Source organism: Fundidesulfovibrio sp., from assembly GCF_058402725.1.
Genome location: NZ_JBZVFJ010000038.1, coordinates 1 through 18,429, shown reverse-complemented (window position 1 = coordinate 18,429; position 18,429 = coordinate 1). Strand labels below are relative to the sequence as shown.

The window sequence follows — 18,429 nt, the reverse complement described above, 5'->3', positions numbered from 1 at the left end:
CGCTATGCCTTCTCCGCCTGGGCGGCGTTCTCGTTGAGGCTTCCGGTGCGGTAGCCCGCCAGGTCCACGGCAACGTGCCGGAACCCCAGGGCCTTGAGCCTGGCGTCCACGCCGTGACGGGCCTCGGCCTCCAGCAGCTCGCCCACCCGCTCGCGCGGGACCTCGATGCGCGCCGCGTCGCCGTGGCAGCGCACCCGCACGGCCGGAAAACCCAGCGCGCGCAGGATGTCCTCGGCCTGGTCGATGCGCCGCAGTTGGGCCTCGTCCACGCGCGCGCCGTGGGGCAGGCGCGTGAGCAGGCAGGCCCCGGCCGGGCGGTCCCACACCGCCAGCCCCTCGGCGCGGGCCAGCTCCCGCAGGTCCCGCTTGCCCAGCCCGGCGGCCAGGAGCGGGCTCTCCACGCCCAGCTCGCGCACGGCGCGCAGGCCGGGGCGGTGGTCGCCCAGGTCGTCCACGTTGGTGCCGTCCAGGACGCGGCGCAGGCCCTCGCGCGCCGCCGTGCGGGCCACCAGCCCGAAGAGCCGCCGCTTGCAGAGGTAGCAGCGCTCGGGGGGGTTGTCCCGGATGTCCTCGGGCACGGGCGTCTTGAGCACCAGATGGCGCGCGCCCATGGCCCGGGCCGCCCGGCGGGCCTCCTGCACCTCGCCCTCGGGCGTGTAGGGGGTCTCCAGGGTCACGGCCAGGAGGGCGTCGCCCAGGGCCAGGCGCGCGGCGTGCAAGAGGAACGTGCTGTCCAGCCCGCCCGAGAAGGCCACGGCCGCCGGGCCGCCCGCGCGCAGGGCCTCCGCCAGACGTTGCAGGCGCGGATCGGTCGCGGGAGGGGGAGATGCGGCGTCCACGGCTATTTTCCCTTCCCCGCCGCCGCGTGCACGGCCGCGTACACCTCGGACAGGGCGATGCCGTGACGCCGGGCCAGCTCCCGGCAGTCCTCCAGCTCGGGCTTGGAGCGCAGGGTCTTTCCGTCCAGCAGGGCGTTCTTGAGTGTCACGGGGCCAAGGGGGGTCTCAAGGGTCTCGAAGGAGACGCCCAGCACGGTCTTCTCCAGGGGAAAGCTCTTCACGCCCAGGGTGGTGGTGTGCCGGAAGAGCAGCTCCTTGAAGCGCTCCTCGTCGGCCTGGGCGCACAGGAGCGACACGCATGTGGCCGGTCGGTTCTTCTTCATCTGGATGGGCGCGAAGTGCACATCCATGGCCCCCTGCTCCATGAGCAGGTCCATGGCCACGCCCAGGGCCTCGCCGGTCATGTCGTCGATGTTGCACTGCAGCATGCGCGCGGCCTGCACGGGGTTGCGCGGGGCGGGGGCCTCGGCCCGGGCCAGGTGCACGCACAGCACGTTGGGGATGTCGGCCTCGCGGTGGCCGATGCCGTAGGCGGTCTTCTCCACGGCCATGGCCGGGGAGGCGGTGAAATGCGTGGCCAGGGCCGCCACGACGGCCGCCCCCGTGGGCGTGGTGGCCTCGTGCCGGGCCGCGCCCCGGGTGGTGGGCACGCCGTGGAGGATCTACTCCGTGGCCGGGGCGGGCACGGGCATCAGGCCGTGGGCGCAGCGCACGAAGCCCCCGCCCAGCTCCACGGGGGAGGCCCACACCGCGTCCACGCCCAGGGCGTGGAAGCACACGGCCGCGCCCACGATGTCCACCAGGGAGTCGGTGGCCCCCACCTCGTGGAAGTGCACCTCCTCCAGGGACTTGCCGTGCACCTTCGCCTCGGCCTCGGCCACCCTGCGGAAGATGTCCAGGCTGGTCCGCTTCACGGCCTCGGAGAGCGAGCTGGCGCTAACGATGGCCTCCACGTCCGCCAGGTTGCGGTGCGGGGCGTGGGCGTGGACTTCAGCCGTATGACGAAGCGTATGCTGATGCGCAATGCTGTCCGCGCCAGGTACCTCGTGAACGGCTCCCGCACTGCGGCAACAGGCCTTGGCCGGTGCGCTGGCATGGTCGTGGCCGTGTTCCTCGCCGTGACCGTCCTTGTGCTCATGCCCGTGCTCGCGGGCGTGGCCTCCGGCCGAACCATGCCCATGGGAGTGGTCATGGCCGTGCCCGTGTGCGTGGCCCGGCTCATGATGGTGGCCGTGTCCGTGCCCATGGTCCGCGAGCACCACGTCCACGCGCACGCCGTGGATGCCGTGGCGGGAATCGCGGCCCACGCGCAGCTCGAACTCGTGGTCCAGGCCCAGCCTGGAGAGTTCGGCGCGCAGGTGGTCCGGGTCCACGCCCAGGCCGATCATGGCCGCCAGGTTCATGTCGCCGCTGATGCCTGCGAAGCAGTCGTAGTAGAGTATGTTCATCGGGTGCAGCGCTTCCGCGCGGTCGGTGGTTGCGGGGGCTGTTCCGGTCCGGGCGGCGCGGAGGCGTGCCGCCCGGGCGGAAGCTTCGTCCCTAAAGGTCCCTCTTCAGGTGCTGCCGGGCCGCTGCCAGCAGGCCCTCGAAGCCCGGGCCTTCCATCTCGGCGGCCACCCGCTCCAGCACCTCCGGGATGGCGATGTTCTGCGGGCACTTCTCCAGGCACTCTCCGCAGGCCACGCACTGGGAGGCGAACCCGGCGGCGCCGCCCCCGGTGATGCCCGCTCCGAAGGCCGCGTACATGAACCGGGCCTCGTCAACGTTGCCGAACATGTGCATCTTGTTGAAGAAATCGAAGCAGGTGGGGATCTTCACGCCCGCCGGGCAGGGCATGCAGTAGGCGCAGCCCGTGCAGCCCACCTGCATGAGCTCCTGATACGTGCGCCGCACGCGCTCCACAAGCTCCAATTCCTCTGCGGTCAGGGAGCGCGACGCGGCCTGGGCGGCCACGGCCAGGTTCTGGGCGATGTGCGACTCCTCGTTCATGCCCGAGAGAACCACCGTCACCTCCGGGTGGTTCCACACCCAGCGCAGGGCCCACTCCACGGGGGTGCGCTTCACGGGGGCCTGGTCCCACAGGGCGGCCACGGCCGGGGGCGCTTCGGGCAGGGCCAGGTTGCCGCCGCGCAGGGGCTCCATGACCACCACGCCCAGGCCCCGGGAGGCCGCGTGCCGGAGCCCCGCCGTGCCCGCCTGGTATTCCTGGTCCAGGTAGTTGTACTGGATCTGGCAGAACTCCCAGGGGTGGGCGTCCACGATGCGCGCGAAGTCCTCGGGCAGGCCGTGGTAGGAGAACCCGGCGTTGACGATGCGGCCGTCCGCCTTGGCCTGGTCCAGGAATCCGCGCACGCCCAGGCGCTCGATGGCGTCCCAGGACACGCCGTCCAGGGCGTGGACCAGGTAGTAGTCGATGCGGTCCGTGCCCAGGCGCTCCAACTGGGCGTTCAGGTAGCGGTCCATGTCCTCGCGGGAATGGATGAGCCAGGTGGGCAGCTTGGTGGCCACCTTCACGCGGTCGCGCCAGCCGCCTTGCAGGGCCTTGCCCAGCAGGGGCTCGCTGGCCCCGCCGTGGTAGGGCCAGGCGGTGTCCAGGTAGTTGACCCCGGCCTCGATGGCCGAGCGGATCTGGGCGATGGCCCGGGGCTCGTCGATGGCCCCGTCCTTCATGGGCATGCGCATGCAGCCGAAACCCAGGATGGAGAGTTCGTCGCCGGTCTTGGGGATCTTCCTGGTGAGCATCACGGGTCTCCTTGCTGGTTGATGGGTTCGCCGGTCCGGTCCCGGTCCCGGTCCCCGATGACCGGGCGTATAGGGCCGCGCGGCCCGGCCCGGTAGACACGATCCTGCCAGATTCTTGCCTTATTCTCTCACGGCGCTGGTCAGACGGGAGGTCGCGCGCTATGGATAGGCCGTGCGCGCCAAAGGATGTCCGCCGCGCATCATCCAGGAAACGGAGGGTTTGCGAGGCCATGACCGACGCCGACGCCGAGAGGATCCAACGGGCGAACCGCCTGCTCAAAGAGAAACTGCTTTCGCGCATGCCCGCGCAAGGGGTCTACGAGACCGCCGTGGAGAGCCTGCGCCTTTCGCGGCGCGAGGAGCCCCACAAGGTGGAGAACTGCTTCTCGGAGCCCATTGCGGCGGTGATCGTGCAGGGCTCCAAGCGCTCCGTGATCGGCTCCGAGGAGTACCGCTACGGCGAGAACCAGTGCCTGGTGGCCGGCGTGGACATGCCCAGCTCCTCCTGCGTGCTGGACGCCACCCGGGACCGGCCCTTCCTGGCCGTGGCCCTGGTGCTGGACAAGGGCCTGATCACCCGCCTCGCGGCCGAGACTCCCGCACCCCAAGAGCCTTCAACAGTCTGCAACAAGGGCATCTCCATAGCCCACGCGGACCCTGACGTGCTGGAGGCTTTCCTGCGCCTGGTGGAACTTCTGGACAAGCCCGGGCAGATCCCCGTGCTCGCGCCGCTCATCGTGCGCGAAATCCACTACCGCCTGCTGCTGGGCCCCCAGGGGGCGCACCTGCGCAGGATCAACACCCTGGGCACCCAGGGCAACCAGATCGCCAAGGCCATCAGCTGGCTCAAGAGCAACTACCGGGAGCCCCTCCAGGTGGACCGCCTGGCCCGCCAGGTGAACATGGCCACCTCCACGTTCCACCGCCATTTCAAGGAGGTGACCACCCTCTCCCCCCTGCAGTTCCACAAGCGCCTGCGCCTCTACGAGGCCCAACGCCTGATGCTGGCCGAGCGCGAGACCGCAGCCGGAGCCGCCCTGGCCGTGGGCTACGAGAGCCCCACCCAGTTCAGCCGCGAGTACAAGCGCCTCTTCGGGGAGCCCCCGCACCGCGACATCATGCGCGGACGCTAGTGTCGCCCTGCCGGGAAAGCTTGCATGTTTTCATAAAGAAATTCAACGACTTCTGCAGGCTGTCTTGACAATCCGCAGGGACTGATGTCGAGGGCGCGGGTGTGGCGGCGACGCGCGCCGGGCACGCCCGGCCGCCGGGGCGGCCCAGCCCGGAACGGACCGGGCCTGCCTGCGCTCGCCTCTCTCCCTCAGCGGTCTCCCCGCCGCGCCCGGCCCATTCCCCCGAAGAATCTCCCGCCATGTGCGTCGCGCCCCTTGACGGGGCACGGCGCCGATCATATAGCCACATGCAAATATGGAGATTGAAGCATGAAGCCATTCGTCCGCGTCATGAAGGCCCTGTCCGACCCCAACCGGGTGAAGATCGTCAAGATGCTCCACCGGCGGGCCCTGTGCGTCTGCGAGTTGCAGGCCGCCCTGGGCATCGCCCAGCCCACCGTCTCCAACCACCTCAAGACGCTGGAGGACGCGGGGCTCGTGCAGAGCGCCAAGGCCGGACAGTGGGTGAACTACTCCCTGGCGCAGGACGCCAACGCCTACGCCGGGGCGCTCCTGGGCCACCTGAAGGACTGGCTGGAGGACGACCCCGAGGTCGCCCGCCTGCTGGAGGGCCTGGACGGCATCCGCCGCGAGAACCTTTGCGCGGCCAGGCCAGCCCGCTGAGCAGTGCAGGACATGGGCGGACGCCGCACGGCGTCCGCGAGGCCGGGACACCGCAAGGGAACGACACCCCCGGCGCGGGCTCGGGAACGACCCGGCCGCTCCGGTCGCCACACAACGAGGACTGCAATGGACGGATTGAAGGATTTGCGCATCGGCGCGGCGGAGGGCGGCACGGGCCGCGACGGCGACGGCCTGGCTGCGGCGGCGGCCCGGGGCGCGCAACTGGACGAACGCGAGGCGCTCAGGCGCTACCTCGCCCTGGGAGTCCCGGCGCTGGCCCTCTGGGTGGCACTCTACGGGCGGTTGCAGCCCTGGGCGGACGGCCTCACCTACGGCCTGCTGGGCATGTCCCGGGACGACAGCCTCGCCAGGGCCGTGGCCTTCTTCCTCTATGACGGCCCCAAGGTGCTCCTGCTGCTCACGCTGGTGGTGTTCGGCGTGGGCGTGCTGCGCTCGTTCTTCACGGCCGCCCGGGCGCGCAGGCTGCTGGCCGGGCGCAGGGAGGCCTTGGGCAACGTGCTGGCGGCGCTCCTGGGCATCGTCACGCCGTTCTGCTCCTGCTCGGCCGTGCCGCTCTTCGTGGGCTTCGTCACGGCCGGGGTGCCGCTTGGCGTCACGTTCTCGTTCCTGGTCAGCGCGCCCATGGTCAACGAGGTGGCGCTGGTGCTGCTCTACGGGCTCATGGGCTGGAAGGTGGCCGGGCTCTATCTGGTCACCGGCCTTCTGGTGGCCATGCTCAGCGGCTGGGTGATCGGCCGGTTGAAGATGGAAGGCCATCTGGAGGAGTGGGTGCGCCTGATCCACGCCGGGCAGGACCTCCCCGAGGAAGACCTTACCTGGGCGGGCAGGCTCCGCGCGGGCTTCACCGCCGTCAAGGACATCGTGGGCCGGACATGGCCCTGGGTGCTGGCGGGCATCGCCGTGGGCGCGGGCATCCACGGCTACGTGCCCGAGGGCTTCATGGCCTCCGTCATGGGGCGCGAGGCATGGTGGTCCGTGCCCGCCGCCGTGGCCCTGGGCATCCCCATGTATTCCAACGCGGCCGGTATCATCCCCGTGGTGCACGCGCTCCTGGAGAAGGGGGCCGCCCTGGGCACGGTGCTGGCCTTCATGATGGCCGTGATCGCCCTCTCGCTGCCCGAGATGATCATCCTGCGCAAGGTGCTCAAGCCGCGCCTGCTGGCCACGTTCGCGGGCGTGGTGGGCCTGGGCATCCTGCTGGTGGGCTGGCTGTTCAACTTCATCCTGTAACCTGCGGGGGAGAAAATGGAAATCAAGGTGCTGGGGCCGGGGTGCCCTAAATGCCACGAGACCGAGAAGCTCGTCCGGGAAGTGGTGGCCGAGAAGGGCGTGGACGCCCGGGTGGTGAAGGTTTCCGACTTCCAGGAGATCGCGCGGATGGGGGTGTTCTCCACCCCGGCCGTGGCCGTGGACGGCGTGGTGAAGTGCGTGGGCAAGGTGCCCGCCAAGGCGGAGATCGCCGCCTGGATCAACGGATAACGCCGGGAGGCCGCCATGACCGCCACGTGTTGCTCGAAGGAAAAGGACATCATGATTCTCGCCTGTTCGGGAGGGTCCAATGTGGGACAGCTGACCAACCAGGCCGCCGTGGAACTCACGCGCGAGGGCTACGGCAAGATGTTCTGCCTGGCCGGGATCGGCGGGGGCCTGAGCGGATTCGTCACGTCCGCCCGTGACACCCCGCAGGTGATGGTGCTCGACGGCTGCCAGGTGGGCTGCGCCAAGGCCATCCTGGAGCGCGAGGGCATTCCCCTGAAGCACCATGTGATTGTCACGGACCTGGGCATCGAGAAGGTGAAGGACCGCCGCCTCGCCATGGACCCGGCGGATGTGGCCAAGGTGATGCGCGCAGGCAAAAGCGCCATGGACGCGGGAGCCCAAGCCTGATGTCGCGTCTCAGGCGCGCTGCGCTCCTTCCTGCCCTGTGCGTCCTGGCTCTGCCGGTCCTCGCCCTGCTGGCCCGGGCCGTTCCGGCCCGGGCCGCCGAGCTCCCCGAGGCCCCGGCCAGGAACACCGTGACCATGCTCGACCTGGGGGCCAAGTCCTGCATCCCCTGCAAGATGATGATCCCCGTCCTGGCCGCCCTGGAGAAGGACTACGCGGGCCGCGCGGCCATCCTCTTCATCGACGTGTGGGAGAACCCGGACCAGGGCAAAAAGTACGGGCTGCGCGCCATCCCCACGCAGATCTTCTACGACCGGCAGGGGAAGGAGACGTTCAGGCACGAGGGCTTCATGGACCAGCAGGCCATCGCCGCCGTCCTGGACAAACTCCTGGCCCAATAAGGCGCACCCATGCTCGACCAGCTCTTCCTCACGATCAACGCCTGGATGGTGGACAGCTTCGCCGTGGCCGCCGCAGGCTCCTTTCTCTGGGGCGTGGTGAGCGTGCTCTTCAGCCCTTGCCACCTGGCCTCGATCCCGCTGATCGTCGGCTACGTGGCCGGGCAGGGGCGGCTCATGGAGGGCCGGGAGGCCGCCGGGTACTCCCTGGCCTTCACCTCCGGGCTCTTCCTGACCATTGCGGCCATCGGCGCGGCCTGCGCCCTGCTGGGACGGATGCTGGGCGACATCGGCCCCTACTGGACCATCGCCGTGGGGACCGTGCTGGTCTGGGTGTCCCTGGACATGCTCGGCGTGGCCCGCTGCTCCCTCTCCGGGGGGCTCATGGGCCGCATGAAGGTGCGGGGCGCGGGCGGGGCGTTCCTGCTTGGCCTGACGTACGGGGTGCTCTCGGGCTCCTGCACGTTCGGGTTCATCGCCCCGATCCTGGCGCTCATCACCCTCCAGGAGAAGGTCATGACGGGCCTGGCGCTCATCACCCTGTTCGCCGTGGGGCACTGCCTGCCCATCGTGGCCGCCGGAAGCTCCGCCGCCCTGGTGCGGCGCTGGCTGGAGAACGGGGTCATGCGCAACGGGGGCGGCTGGTTCCGCAAGAGCGCGGGCGGCCTGATCGGGCTCTTCGGGGCCTACTTCATCGCCAGGCCTTTCATCGGTGCATGAATCCGGATAAACGGATGCAAACGGAGTCTCCAAGGGATACGGAATCCCATGGACGCGGAAGACCACGAACAGGCCGGAGGCCGACCATGACAGACAGCGTCACCAAGAAACTCTCGTTCCTCGACCGCTACCTGACCCTCTGGATCTTCGCGGCCATGCTCGCGGGCGTGCTCATCGGCTGGGCCATGCCCGGCGTGCGCGGCGTGGTGGAGTTCTTCCAGGTGGGAACCACCAACATCCCCATCGCCATCGGCCTGATCCTCATGATGTACCCGCCCCTGGCCAAGGTGAAGTACGAAAAGCTCGGCCAGGTGTTCCGCGACACGCGCGTGCTGGGGCTCTCCCTGGCCCAGAACTGGGTGATCGGTCCGGTGCTCATGTTCCTCCTGGCCATCGCCTTCCTCTCGGGCCACCACGAGTACATGGTGGGGCTCATCCTCATCGGGCTGGCCCGGTGCATCGCCATGGTCATCGTCTGGAACGACCTGGCCTCGGGCGACCGGGAATACTGCGCGGGCCTTGTGGCCTTCAACTCCATCTTCCAGGTGCTCTTCTTCTCGGTCTACGCGTGGCTGTTCATCACGTTTCTGCCGGGCCTTCTCGGCCTCAAAGGCATCGCCGTGGACATCTCCATGGGCCAGATCGCCGAGAGCGTGTTCATCTACCTGGGCATCCCCTTCCTGGCGGGCATGGCCTCGCGCTTCATCGGCCTCAAGGTCAAGGGCCAGAGGTGGTACGAGGAGGAGTTCATCCCGCGCATCAGCCCCATCACGCTCACGGCGCTTCTGTTCACCATCCTGGTGATGTTCTCGCTCAAGGGCGAGTACATCGTGCGCCTGCCCTTGGACGTGGTGCTGATCGCCATCCCCCTGTGCGTGTACTTCCTGGTGATGTTCCTGGCGTCCTTCTGGCTGTCCTTCAAGGCCGGGGCCACCTACGAGCAGTCGGCCACGCTCTCCTTCACGGCGGCGTCGAACAACTTCGAGCTGGCCATCGCCGTGGCCGTGGCCGTGTTCGGCATCGACTCGGGCCAGGCCTTCGCGGCGGTGATCGGACCGCTGGTGGAGGTGCCGGTGCTCATCGCCCTGGTGAACGTGGCCCTGTGGATCAGACGCAGGTTCTTCCCTCACGCGGTGCAGACGCCGCTGGGCGTGTGCCACGTCTCCTGCAAACCCTAGGGCGCGCCCGCGAGGACGACCCTGTTCCGGGCGTCGCATCGGCAGGGAGCCGACGTGCGCATGCCCCACGATATGAGAGGACACGCCATGCAGCCAAAGACCAAGGTTCTTTTCCTGTGCACGGGCAACTCCTGCCGCAGCCAGATGGCCGATGGCTTCGCCCGCGCCCTGCGGCCCCACGACATCGAGGCTTTTTCGGCCGGGGTGGTGAAACACGGGCTCAACCCGCTGGCCGTGCGGGTGATGGCCGAGGCCGGGGTGGACATCTCCGGCCAGGCCTCCAAGACCGTTGACGAGCTTCCCACGCGGGAATTCGACGCGATCGTCACCCTCTGCGGGCACGCCAACGAGAACTGCCCGTACTTCCCGGGCAAGGCCCGCCGCGTCCACGCGGGCTTCGACGACCCGCCCGCCCTGGCCAAGGATGCCAAGACCGAGGAGGAGGCCCTTGGCCACTACCGGCGCGTGCGCGACGAGATCAGGGAGTACGTCCTGGGGTTCTCCGGCGCGGCCCAGGGCGGCGCGCACTGAAGCCACGGGCAGCGGGCGGGCGCGCCCGGGGAACCGGCGGCCGACGCCGCGCCTCAGCAGCAGCGCCCGGTCCCGCCCGGTGACGCCTCCGGGTTGAACAGGCGCTCCAGCAGCGGCTTCGCGGGCGCGGGCGCGCCCCGCATGAGCGTCTCGCGCACCATGTCCATGAACGCGGCCAGCGGGGGCGAGAGCCACTTGTCCTTGTGGCGGATCATCAGCACCGCCGTCTCCAATTCGCCGTCGCGCCAGTTCAGGGCGGCCAGGCGTCCCGCCTCCAGGTCCGTGCGCACGGCCGGCTCCGGCAGGAGGCTCACCCCCACCCCGTCCATGATGCACCCCCGCAGGGCCGCCGCGCTGGAAAAGGCCACCCCGGCGGCGGTCTCCACGCCCTTCTCCGAGAGCAGCCCCTCGAACATCTTGCGGTAGGAGCAGTCCGCCGTGGAGAGCACCAGCGTCTCGCCCCGCAGATCCTCCGGCCCCACCGAGCCAAGCGCCGCCAGCCGGTGCCCCGGGGCGGACACCAGCAGAAGCCGCTCCACGCCCAGAAGCTCCACCGCCAGGTCGCCCGCGCGGATGGAATCGGCCATGAGGAAGGCCAGGTCCGTCACGCCCTGGCGCAGGTCCTTCTCCAGGCCCTCCAGGGTGCAGGCCGTGAAGCTCAGCCGCACGTTGGGGAAGCGCTCCCGGAAGCGCCGGATCACCCCGCCCATCCGGCAGGCGCACAGGGACTCGGGCACGCGCACCGTCAGCGCCCCCCTGGCCTCGGCCTCCCCGGACACCCAGGCCCGGGCCTCGTCCTCCAGGTCCAGGATTTTGCGGGCGTAGTCCTTCAGGCGCTCCCCGGCCTCGGTGAGCGCCACCCGCCTGCCCAGGCGCTCGAAGAGCTTCACGCCCAGATCGGCCTCGATGGCCGCGATGCGCGCCGACACCGTGGACTGGGCCGCGTGCAGCGCCTCACCGGCCCGGTGGAAGCTCAGAAGCCCCGCCACGGCCACGAATGTCCTCAGGTCACGCAGTTCCATGCCTGCCTCGCTTCGTTCGGCGGATTCGATCAACCACATCCAAACGAATCGTTGGATATGATCGATTGCTATTGTTAAGCAGCTATCCAGATCAATCAACGCTGTCAACCGGGGCCGCCAAGCGCCCTCGGGACAGGATGCGAAAGGAGAACGGACATGGACAAGGCACAAGTTGAACGCAGGGCCTACGAACTCTTCCAGGGCGGGCTCATCTGCTCGGAGGCGATCTACGCGGCGGTGCTGGAGGGCTCGGGCAAGGCGCCGGACGAGATCGTTACGGGCGTGGCCACGCCCTTCGGCGGCGGCGTGGGCCGTTGCCGCGAGGAGATGTGCGGCGCGCTGTCCGGAGGGCTGGTGGCCCTGGGCGCGCTGCGCGGGCGCGCCGGGGCGGGCTGCGGCTGGGACGAGGTGGCGGACAAGGCCGCCGCCTTCCGGGAGCGCGTGCGCGCCCTCACCGGCCGCACCAGCTGCAAAGACGTGCTCGCCGCCCTGGGCCCCCAGGAAAACATGGAGAAATGCAAGCGCTACACCGCCAGCGCGGCCGGCATCCTGCACGAGTTGCTGGAAGACGCCCGCCCCGCCGGAGCCCCCAGGACCTGCGGCTGCTGCGCCGCCGGAAACTGAGACACCCCATCCACCGGAGGATCGAACCATGAGCTGCAATCAAAAGACCCCCTGCGCCGAGGCCACCAGCCGCCGGGAGAAGGAATACGAGACCGTCTACATCCGCAAGCCTGCGGGCGTCTGCCAGCTGTGCGAGGACTACACCGAGCGCCACTCGGTGAAGCCCGTGGCGGTGATGTGCTGCGAGGGTTCCTGCCTGCGCGGAGAGATCGCGCGGCAGGCCTCCAACATCCTCTGCCACTCCCTGCTGCCCGGGAAGACCGTGCGCGTCTGCCTGGGCGGGGCCTTCACCAAGGACACCGGCCAGCGCGCCCTGGTGCGCAACGCCCCCCTGGTGATCGCCATGGAAGGCTGCTTCCTGAAGTGCGCCACGCGCATGATGCAGGGCGTGCTGGAGGGTCTGGAGCCCGACGTGATCGTCACCGACAGCCTCATCGACTTCAACCGCGATCTCTTCAGCGTGGACGAGATGCCCGAGGTGGAGGTCATGCGCCACGCCCTCAACGTGGCCGAGCAGATCGCCGCCCGGCTTGGTGATCACGTCCCCGCCCCCAAGGCCTCGACGGCCTGCCAAACCTGCTCCTGAGCCATCCCCTCTGCGCCGCCCCGCCGGGATTTTTTCCGGCGGGGCGTCTCCCTGATGCATCCTTTCGCGGCGTTCTCCGTCTTCCCTGCACAACACACCGCAAGGGAGGCATGACCATGCACACTACGGACGCCGGAATCATCAGGACCACCATACGCGAGCGCTACGCGCAAACCGCCCGGGGCCCAGCGGCCGGGAACGGCGGGAGCGGATGCTGCGAGAGCGGTTGCTGCGGCCAGACGGACCCCGCCTCGGCCCGGGACCTGGCCCTGAAGGTGGGCTACACCCTGAAGGAACTCCAGGGAATGCCCGAGGGGGCCAACATGGGCCTTGGCTGCGGCAATCCCCAGGCCATCGCGGCGCTCAGGCCCGGCGAGACGGTGGTGGACCTGGGCAGCGGCGGCGGCTTCGACTGCTTCCTGGCCGCCCGCCAGGTGGGGGACGCGGGGCATGTGATCGGCGTGGACATGACGCCGGAGATGGTCGAAAAGGCGAGAAGGAACGCGCGGTCCATCGGGTGCGCCAACGTGAGCTTCCGGCTGGGCGAGATCGAGCACCTGCCCGTGGCCGACGGCGAGGCCGACGTGGTGATCTCCAACTGCGTGGTGAACCTGAGCACGGACAAGGCCCGGGTGCTCCGGGAGGCCTTCCGCGTGCTCAGGCCCGGCGGGCGCATCGCCATGACCGACATCGTGGCTCTGGCTGACATGCCCGAGGACATCCGCCGGGACGTGCGGCTCCACGCCGAATGCGTGGCCGGGGCGGAAACCGCGGCCAGGCTCGAGGGCATGCTTGCGGAGGCGGGCTTCACCGGGGCGTCCGTACGGCCGAGCCCGGGGAGCGCGGTGAAGCTGGAGGCCATGTTCCCGGGAGTCGCCCTGAAGGGGCTCGTGGCGTCGGCGGTCATCGAGGCGGTCAAACGGTAGTCGGGGGGGACCATGCGGCAAGGTCTCGAAGCGGCCTGGCGCGGGCACAGGGAGGAGCTGAAGGCCTTCATCCTGCGCCGGGTGCAGTCTCCGGCCGAGGCGGAGGACATCCTCCAGGACGTGTTCCTGAAGATGTTCCGCGCCCTGCAGGGCGAAACGCGCATCGTGCAGCCGCGCGCATGGCTCTACGCCATCACCCGCAACGCCGTGACGGACCATTTCCGGGCCAGACGCCCCATGGCCCCGCTCCCGGAAGACCTGGCCGCCCTCCCCGAGGAGGGCGGCGTCCCCCTCCGGGAGATCGAGGCCTGCATGGCCCCCATGCTCGCCGCCCTGCCTCCCGCCCTGCGCGAGGCCGTCGTCCTGGCCGACCTGCAGGGGCTGCCCCGGAAGGAGGCCGCCCAGCGTCTGGGCATCTCCCTGGCGGCCCTGAAGGCGCGCGTGGTGCGCGGCAGAGCCCAACTGCGCCGCATGATCGAGGCGTGCTGCCGCCTGGAGCTGGACGCGCGCGGCTCGGTCGTGGACTATGAGCTCCGGGAGTCAGACTGCCCCATCTGCTCCCCGCCGGGCGCGGGCGATCCAGCCTCTTGAGGTGTTGCCTGACGCGTAACGAGGCGCTATCGGGTCCCGTCCGGACCCGAGAAGACCCCACGAGGACCCCGCCGTGACCGAACTCCCCGCGCCCTCCGCCGCACGCGCGCTCGCCCCCGCTCCCTCCCGCCTTTTCGTCGAGGTCACCTCCCGCTGCAACCTGCGCTGCGCCATGTGCGTCAAGCATTCCTGCGCGGAGAAAGCCCCCGAGGGCGACATGTCCCCGGAGACCTTCGAGGCCCTCGTCCCGGCGTTCCCGCACCTGGAGGCCCTGGTGCTCAACGGCGTGGGGGAGCCGCTGCTGCACCCGCTCCTGGAGCGCTTCGTGCGCCGCGCCAAGGCGCTCATGCCCGCCGGGAGCTGGGTTGGCTTCCAGACCAACGGCCATCTTCTGGACGGAGAGCGCGCCCTGGCACTGGCCGAGGCCGGGCTGGACCGGGTGTTTCTCTCCGTGGACGCAGCCTCCCCGGAGCGGTTCAGCAGCGTCCGGGGCGGGGGCAGCCTGGGCCGGGTGGAACGCGCCCTGGAAGCCCTGGCCTGGGCCAACGCGCGGATGCCGGGCCAAGGCGTCGAGGTGGGCGCGGAGTTCGTGCTCATGCGCGAAACCCTGCGGGAGCTTCCGGCCGTGGCGGCCTGGCTGGCCGAGCGGGGGGTGACGCGGCTGGTGGTCTCGCACATTCTGCCCTACGGCGAGGCCCTGGCGGACCAGGCGGTGTTCGCCGCCAGCCCGGAGCGCTCGGTGCGCTTCCACGCGGAGTGGGCCGCGCGGGCGAAGCGGGAGGGCATCGACATGGCCCGCTACTTCGAGGTGCTCTGGAAATACCGCAAGAGCCCCGAGGATACCCGCATCGTGGATTTCGTCACGGAGATGACCGGCACGGCCATGCGCGAGGACATCCCCTTTCACGTGGCCAACCTCTTCGCGGGGGAGAACCTGGAGGAGGCCGAACGCGTCTTCGCCCTGGCCCGAGGCCTGGCCCGGGAGCGCGGGCTCGCCCTGGCGCTGCCGCCGCTTCGGCCCCTGGACAGCCGCCCCTGCCAGGCCGTGGAGCAGGGCGGAACGTTCGTGGCCTGGGACGGCCGGGTGGCCCCCTGCCACTTCCTGTGGCGCGCCTTCGAGTGCCACTTCTACGGCCGCCGCAAGCAGGTGGTCCCCCGGCATTTCGGCCATCTGCCCGGAGTCTCCCTCCTGGAGGCCTGGAACGGCCAAGCCTACAGGGAGTTCCGGGCCAGGGCCGCCAGGGGCGGGTTCCCCCACTGCCCCAGCTGCAACGTCTACCCCTGCGAAGACATCGAGACCACCGATCTCGAAAACGACTGCTACGGCGAGACGGTCCCCTGCGGCGACTGCCTCTGGAGCATGGGCTTGCTCCAGTGCATGGGGCAGGAACTGCCCGGGAATCCCTGACCCGGCCAGCCGCGCCGACCCTGGGCGGCTCGCGTCGTTGCGTCACGTTTTCGAACAATTCCTTGCCTTCATCCGGCTATTCGGATTAAAGAATGGACCATGAAGTCCTTTTCCAGCCTCTTCAAGGCCTTGAGCGACGAAACACGCCTGCGCATCGTCCACCTCCTAGCCGACGGCGAACTGTGCGTCTGCGACCTGACCCATGCCCTTGAAATGCCCCAGTCCACCGTTTCCCGCCACCTGGCGCACCTGAAGAATGCCGGGCTGGTCAGCGACCGCCGCCACAAGACGTGGGCCTTCTACCGGCTCGCGGACGACGCGCCGCCACTTGCCCGCGAGATCGTGGACAGCCTGACGCGGCACATGCGGACCATCGAACCGGCACGCAAGGATCTCGCCGCGCTGGGCGAGTACCGTTGCTGTCCGGACCGCAATTGCGAACAACCACCTAAACGCGGGGGGAGGTCATGAGCGGAAGTCTGCCTACCGAAGACCCCTTGGTCAGAATGTACCGCGAACTCAAGCGGGCTTCGGCCAAGGACAAGGCGCAGGTCAAATGGGCCATGGTCATCGACCAGGCCAAGTGCATCGGTTGCCACGCCTGCGCCGTGGCCTGCGCCTCGGAGAACCGCCTGGGGCCGGGGGTGGTCTACCGCCCCGTGATCGAGCAGGAGACCGGGACCTACCCCAACGTGGGTCGCCGCTTCCTGCCCCGGCCCTGCATGCAGTGCGAGAACCCGCCCTGCGTCTCCGTGTGTCCTGTGTCGGCCACCTTCAAGAACGCCCAGGGCGTCACCGTGATGGACTACACGCGCTGCATCGGCTGCCGCTACTGCATCGCCGCCTGCCCCTACGGGGCGCGCTGCGCCGATTTCGGGGGGTTCTACACCTCCCGCACGGCCGAGTCCCCCGGCCAGGTGCAGGGGCGCTACGCCGCACGCGCCTACGAAAAGCAGAACGCCCCGGAATACGGCAAGGCCTGGGGCGAGCGCGGCAAGGGATCGCCCGTCGGCAACGCCCGCAAGTGCCACTTCTGCCTGCACCGCCTGGCCGTGGGCCAGCTGCCCTCCTGCGTGACCAGCTGCGTGGGCCGCGCCACCTACTTCGGGGACCGCTCCGACCCGGGCTCCCTGGTGAGCGAACTCATCGGATCGCCCCGCGCCACCACGCTCAAGCCGGAACTGGGCACCCGCCCGGCCGTGTTCTACCTGGCCTAGGAGGCACGCCATGAAAGCAAGCGTCAACAAGCCTCTCCTGTATCTGAGCTTCGCCGGGCTGGCCGCCCTGGCCTACGCCGTGGCGGACGTGTTCATCCACCGCGCCGGAGGGACGAACCTCGGTTCCTACGTGCCATGGGGCATGGGCGTGGTGATGTACCTCCTGTTCGTGGGCTTCTCGGCGGGGGGCCTGCTGGTCTCTGCCCTCACGGAGCTGTTCGGGCTCAAGCAGCTCAAGCCGCTGGGCGGCCTGGCCACCTACACGGCCCTGGTGGCGGAGGTCTGCGCGGGCATCGCCATCGCCTCGGACCTGGGGCGCTTCGAGCGCATGTTCAACTTCGTGCTCTCGCCCAGCCTCACCTCCCCCATGTTCTGGATGTTCGTCTTCTTCGGCGCCGTGCTCGCGGTCTCCTTCCTGAAGGCGTTGGCCTTCGCCCGGGGGGACGAGGGGCAGGCGATCTTCTGGAGCTGGGTGACCATCCCGGTGGGGTTGTGCTTCTATTTCACCAACGGCTTCTTCTTCTCGGTGCTCACCGGGCACGGCCTCTGGAGCGGCCCCGTGGTTCCGGTGCTTTTCGTGACGGCCGCGCTGCTCTGCGGCGGGGCCTTGGTCTGCGCCCTGGCCTGGTGGAGCCGCACGGACTGGGACGGCGCGGTGCTGCTCTCGGGCGTTGTGCTGCGCCTGCTTGTGGGCTTCGCGGTCCTGGAAGGCGTCTGGCTGTGGATCAACTGGCAGGGCGGTCGCGTGGAGACCATGGCGGCCCTGGCCAACCTGGCGTCCGGACCCGGCGCATGGGCCTTCTGGGGGCTTCATGTTGCGGCCGGTGTCGTGCTGCCGCTCATCCTGCTGCCGCAATGCCGGAACAACCCCGGCCTGGCGGCCTGGGCCTGCCTGCTCATCCTGGTGGGCTTTGCCGGGGCGCGTTGGGCCTTCGTGGTCCCGGCCCAGAGTGTGGCCATGCTCCCCGGGTTGGAAAACGCCTGGCAGCATCCCAGGCTCCTGCTCAGCTACCTGCCCAGCCTCGCCGAGTGGTGCATGGCGGCGGGCGTCGGCGGCCTGGCCCTGTTCGGTTTCGTCATCGGCCCCCGCGCGTTTCCCGCCCTCTACGGAAGCGCCCCCCAACCCAGCCAGGCCCGCTGAGGAGGTGACCCCATGGACCGCAGAGACTTCCTGAAATCCTCCGCCCTGCTCGGCTGCGCTTTGGCAGCCGGGGAAGGGATCGCCCAGGCCGCGCCCGGCGAGGCCGAACCCTCCCCCTATCAGGGCTACAAGCCCGAGGGCATGATCTTCTCGGCCTGCCAGCAGTGCAACACCCAGTGCGGCATCAAGGTGAAGATCGAGAACGGCAACGTGGTCAAGATCGACGGCAGCCCCATTTCACCGTGGACCCTGACCCCGCAGCTTCCCTACAAGACCCCCCTGGCCGAAGCCGCCCTGATGGATGCCCCGCTTTGCCCCAAGGGCTACGCGGGCATCCAGACCCTGTATGACCCCTACCGCATCGTGAAGGTGCTCAAGCGGGCGGGCAAACGCGGCGAGAACAAGTGGAAGGCCATCCCCTTCGAGCAGGCCGTGGCCGAGGTGGTTGAAGGCGGCGACCTCTTCGGCGAGGGCAAAGTGGACGGCCTGAAGGACATCCTGACCTGCCGCGATCCCAAGATATCCGACGCCCTCAAAAAGGACGCAACCGAAGTCGCCAACAAGAAAATGACCCTGGCCGACTTCAAGACCAAGCACGCCGAGAACCTCAAATACCTCATCGACCCGGACCACCCGGACTTCGGCGTGAAGAACAACCAGTTCTGCCTGAACTGGGGCCGTCTGAAAGGCGGACGCAGCGAGTTCGTCCGGCGCTTCACCGAGTTCTCCGGCGGCTCCTACAATTACCGCGGCCATACCATCGTGTGCCAGGGTTCGCTCTACTTCTCCTGCAAGGCCATGTCCG

Annotated in this window: 21 protein-coding genes and 1 pseudogene; 18 read left to right on the top strand and 4 right to left on the bottom strand. The window is 69.3% G+C overall.

Annotated elements, in window-relative coordinates; genetic code table 11:
* Window positions 1-2: 2 nt before the first annotated feature.
* The 3 genes and pseudogenes from larE to ACV4UX_RS07135 all read right to left on the bottom strand — a co-directional run bounded on the left by larE (window position 3) and on the right by ACV4UX_RS07135 (window position 3,581).
* A complete protein-coding gene (gene larE / locus ACV4UX_RS07145; protein ID WP_491592627.1) occupies window positions 3-839 on the bottom strand; it encodes an ATP-dependent sacrificial sulfur transferase LarE in 837 nt (278 codons plus the stop codon).
* 2 nt (window positions 840-841) lie between these two features.
* A pseudogene (gene larC, locus ACV4UX_RS07140) lies at window positions 842-2,287 on the bottom strand (nickel pincer cofactor biosynthesis protein LarC).
* Between the two features lie 91 nt (window positions 2,288-2,378).
* The gene (locus ACV4UX_RS07135; protein WP_491592626.1) at window positions 2,379-3,581 is read right to left on the bottom strand and encodes an aldo/keto reductase; all 1,203 of its coding nucleotides are present in this window, start codon (window positions 3,579-3,581) and stop codon (window positions 2,379-2,381) included.
* 230 nt (window positions 3,582-3,811) lie between these two features.
* Here ACV4UX_RS07135 and ACV4UX_RS07130 point away from each other — a divergent pair, with 230 nt between their 5' ends.
* The 9 genes from ACV4UX_RS07130 to ACV4UX_RS07090 all read left to right on the top strand — a co-directional run bounded on the left by ACV4UX_RS07130 (window position 3,812) and on the right by ACV4UX_RS07090 (window position 10,109).
* Window positions 3,812-4,714: an AraC family transcriptional regulator gene (locus tag ACV4UX_RS07130; RefSeq protein ID WP_491592625.1), complete on the top strand. Its 903-nt coding sequence runs from the start codon at window positions 3,812-3,814 to the stop codon at window positions 4,712-4,714.
* A gap of 309 nt (window positions 4,715-5,023) precedes the next feature.
* Window positions 5,024-5,377, top strand: coding sequence for an ArsR/SmtB family transcription factor (locus tag ACV4UX_RS07125; RefSeq protein ID WP_491592624.1), 354 nt, complete (start codon window positions 5,024-5,026; stop codon window positions 5,375-5,377).
* A 126-nt stretch (window positions 5,378-5,503) separates the two neighbouring features.
* The gene (locus tag ACV4UX_RS07120) at window positions 5,504-6,628 is read left to right on the top strand and encodes a permease (RefSeq protein ID WP_491592623.1); all 1,125 of its coding nucleotides are present in this window, start codon (window positions 5,504-5,506) and stop codon (window positions 6,626-6,628) included.
* 15 nt (window positions 6,629-6,643) lie between these two features.
* Complete coding sequence (locus ACV4UX_RS07115; protein ID WP_173086225.1) at window positions 6,644-6,877, top strand: thioredoxin family protein; 234 nt, start codon at window positions 6,644-6,646, stop codon at window positions 6,875-6,877.
* Between the two features lie 15 nt (window positions 6,878-6,892).
* Window positions 6,893-7,285: a putative zinc-binding protein gene (locus tag ACV4UX_RS07110; protein WP_491592622.1), complete on the top strand. Its 393-nt coding sequence runs from the start codon at window positions 6,893-6,895 to the stop codon at window positions 7,283-7,285.
* Window positions 7,285-7,683, top strand: a complete 399-nt coding sequence (locus ACV4UX_RS07105) for a thioredoxin family protein (RefSeq protein WP_491592621.1) — start codon at window positions 7,285-7,287, stop codon at window positions 7,681-7,683. The genes ACV4UX_RS07110 and ACV4UX_RS07105 overlap by 1 nt, the downstream gene beginning before the upstream one ends.
* A gap of 9 nt (window positions 7,684-7,692) precedes the next feature.
* Complete coding sequence (locus ACV4UX_RS07100; protein ID WP_491592620.1) at window positions 7,693-8,400, top strand: cytochrome c biogenesis CcdA family protein; 708 nt, start codon at window positions 7,693-7,695, stop codon at window positions 8,398-8,400.
* Window positions 8,401-8,486: 86 nt separating this feature from the next.
* Window positions 8,487-9,578, top strand: a complete 1,092-nt coding sequence (arsB, locus tag ACV4UX_RS07095) for an ACR3 family arsenite efflux transporter (protein WP_491592619.1) — start codon at window positions 8,487-8,489, stop codon at window positions 9,576-9,578.
* A gap of 87 nt (window positions 9,579-9,665) precedes the next feature.
* Window positions 9,666-10,109 carry an arsenate reductase ArsC gene (locus tag ACV4UX_RS07090; protein ID WP_491592618.1) on the top strand — a complete coding sequence of 148 codons (444 nt, stop codon included), beginning with the start codon at window positions 9,666-9,668 and terminating at the stop codon, window positions 10,107-10,109.
* 53 nt (window positions 10,110-10,162) lie between these two features.
* On the opposite strand, the gene ACV4UX_RS07085 is transcribed toward ACV4UX_RS07090, so the two are convergent.
* Window positions 10,163-11,131, bottom strand: a complete 969-nt coding sequence (locus ACV4UX_RS07085; protein ID WP_491592617.1) for a LysR family transcriptional regulator — start codon at window positions 11,129-11,131, stop codon at window positions 10,163-10,165.
* Between the two features lie 156 nt (window positions 11,132-11,287).
* Between ACV4UX_RS07085 and ACV4UX_RS07080 the strand changes: the two genes are divergently transcribed.
* The 9 genes from ACV4UX_RS07080 to ACV4UX_RS07040 all read left to right on the top strand — a co-directional run.
* Window positions 11,288-11,755 carry a C-GCAxxG-C-C family protein gene (locus ACV4UX_RS07080; RefSeq protein WP_491592616.1) on the top strand — a complete coding sequence of 156 codons (468 nt, stop codon included), beginning with the start codon at window positions 11,288-11,290 and terminating at the stop codon, window positions 11,753-11,755.
* Between the two features lie 28 nt (window positions 11,756-11,783).
* Window positions 11,784-12,341, top strand: a complete 558-nt coding sequence (locus tag ACV4UX_RS07075) for a putative zinc-binding protein (protein ID WP_491592615.1) — start codon at window positions 11,784-11,786, stop codon at window positions 12,339-12,341.
* Between the two features lie 116 nt (window positions 12,342-12,457).
* Window positions 12,458-13,267 (top strand): arsenite methyltransferase, encoded by an 810-nt coding sequence (gene arsM / locus ACV4UX_RS07070; RefSeq protein WP_491592614.1) that lies wholly within the window; start codon window positions 12,458-12,460, stop codon window positions 13,265-13,267.
* Between the two features lie 12 nt (window positions 13,268-13,279).
* On the top strand, window positions 13,280-13,858 hold the full coding sequence (locus ACV4UX_RS07065) for a sigma-70 family RNA polymerase sigma factor (RefSeq protein WP_491592613.1): 579 nt from the start codon (window positions 13,280-13,282) through the stop codon (window positions 13,856-13,858).
* A gap of 73 nt (window positions 13,859-13,931) precedes the next feature.
* Entirely contained in the window at window positions 13,932-15,266 is a 1,335-nt protein-coding gene (locus ACV4UX_RS07060) for a radical SAM/SPASM family putative metalloenzyme maturase (RefSeq protein ID WP_491592612.1), read from the top strand.
* A 99-nt stretch (window positions 15,267-15,365) separates the two neighbouring features.
* The gene (locus tag ACV4UX_RS07055; protein ID WP_491592611.1) at window positions 15,366-15,737 is read left to right on the top strand and encodes an ArsR/SmtB family transcription factor; all 372 of its coding nucleotides are present in this window, start codon (window positions 15,366-15,368) and stop codon (window positions 15,735-15,737) included.
* Window positions 15,734-16,483, top strand: coding sequence for a 4Fe-4S dicluster domain-containing protein (locus ACV4UX_RS07050; protein WP_491592610.1), 750 nt, complete (start codon window positions 15,734-15,736; stop codon window positions 16,481-16,483). The genes ACV4UX_RS07055 and ACV4UX_RS07050 overlap by 4 nt, the downstream gene beginning before the upstream one ends.
* 10 nt (window positions 16,484-16,493) lie before the next feature.
* Window positions 16,494-17,624, top strand: coding sequence for an NrfD/PsrC family molybdoenzyme membrane anchor subunit (gene nrfD, locus ACV4UX_RS07045; RefSeq protein ID WP_491592609.1), 1,131 nt, complete (start codon window positions 16,494-16,496; stop codon window positions 17,622-17,624).
* A gap of 12 nt (window positions 17,625-17,636) precedes the next feature.
* Window positions 17,637-18,429: twin-arginine translocation signal domain-containing protein (locus tag ACV4UX_RS07040; RefSeq protein WP_491592608.1), on the top strand; the 793-nt coding region annotated here is incomplete at its 3' end.

Excerpts from the sequence above, each read along its gene's own strand:
- ACV4UX_RS07090 (WP_491592618.1), top strand. The coding sequence starts at position 9,666 with ATGCAGCCAAAGACCAAGGTTCTTTTCCTGTGCACGGGCAACTCCTGC.
- ACV4UX_RS07055 (WP_491592611.1), top strand. The coding sequence starts at position 15,366 with ATGAAGTCCTTTTCCAGCCTCTTCAAGGCCTTGAGCGACGAAACACGC.
- ACV4UX_RS07065 (WP_491592613.1), top strand. The coding sequence starts at position 13,280 with ATGCGGCAAGGTCTCGAAGCGGCCTGGCGCGGGCACAGGGAGGAGCTG.
- ACV4UX_RS07100 (WP_491592620.1), top strand. The coding sequence starts at position 7,693 with ATGCTCGACCAGCTCTTCCTCACGATCAACGCCTGGATGGTGGACAGC.
- ACV4UX_RS07085 (WP_491592617.1), bottom strand. The coding sequence starts at position 11,131 with ATGGAACTGCGTGACCTGAGGACATTCGTGGCCGTGGCGGGGCTTCTG.
- ACV4UX_RS07105 (WP_491592621.1), top strand. The coding sequence starts at position 7,285 with ATGTCGCGTCTCAGGCGCGCTGCGCTCCTTCCTGCCCTGTGCGTCCTG.
- ACV4UX_RS07080 (WP_491592616.1), top strand. The coding sequence starts at position 11,288 with ATGGACAAGGCACAAGTTGAACGCAGGGCCTACGAACTCTTCCAGGGC.
- ACV4UX_RS07075 (WP_491592615.1), top strand. The coding sequence starts at position 11,784 with ATGAGCTGCAATCAAAAGACCCCCTGCGCCGAGGCCACCAGCCGCCGG.
- ACV4UX_RS07110 (WP_491592622.1), top strand. The coding sequence starts at position 6,893 with ATGACCGCCACGTGTTGCTCGAAGGAAAAGGACATCATGATTCTCGCC.
- arsM (WP_491592614.1), top strand. The coding sequence starts at position 12,458 with ATGCACACTACGGACGCCGGAATCATCAGGACCACCATACGCGAGCGC.
- nrfD (WP_491592609.1), top strand. The coding sequence starts at position 16,494 with ATGAAAGCAAGCGTCAACAAGCCTCTCCTGTATCTGAGCTTCGCCGGG.
- arsB (WP_491592619.1), top strand. The coding sequence starts at position 8,487 with ATGACAGACAGCGTCACCAAGAAACTCTCGTTCCTCGACCGCTACCTG.
- ACV4UX_RS07130 (WP_491592625.1), top strand. The coding sequence starts at position 3,812 with ATGACCGACGCCGACGCCGAGAGGATCCAACGGGCGAACCGCCTGCTC.
- ACV4UX_RS07115 (WP_173086225.1), top strand. The coding sequence starts at position 6,644 with ATGGAAATCAAGGTGCTGGGGCCGGGGTGCCCTAAATGCCACGAGACC.
- ACV4UX_RS07135 (WP_491592626.1), bottom strand. The coding sequence starts at position 3,581 with ATGCTCACCAGGAAGATCCCCAAGACCGGCGACGAACTCTCCATCCTG.
- ACV4UX_RS07120 (WP_491592623.1), top strand. The coding sequence starts at position 5,504 with ATGGACGGATTGAAGGATTTGCGCATCGGCGCGGCGGAGGGCGGCACG.
- ACV4UX_RS07125 (WP_491592624.1), top strand. The coding sequence starts at position 5,024 with ATGAAGCCATTCGTCCGCGTCATGAAGGCCCTGTCCGACCCCAACCGG.
- ACV4UX_RS07050 (WP_491592610.1), top strand. The coding sequence starts at position 15,734 with ATGAGCGGAAGTCTGCCTACCGAAGACCCCTTGGTCAGAATGTACCGC.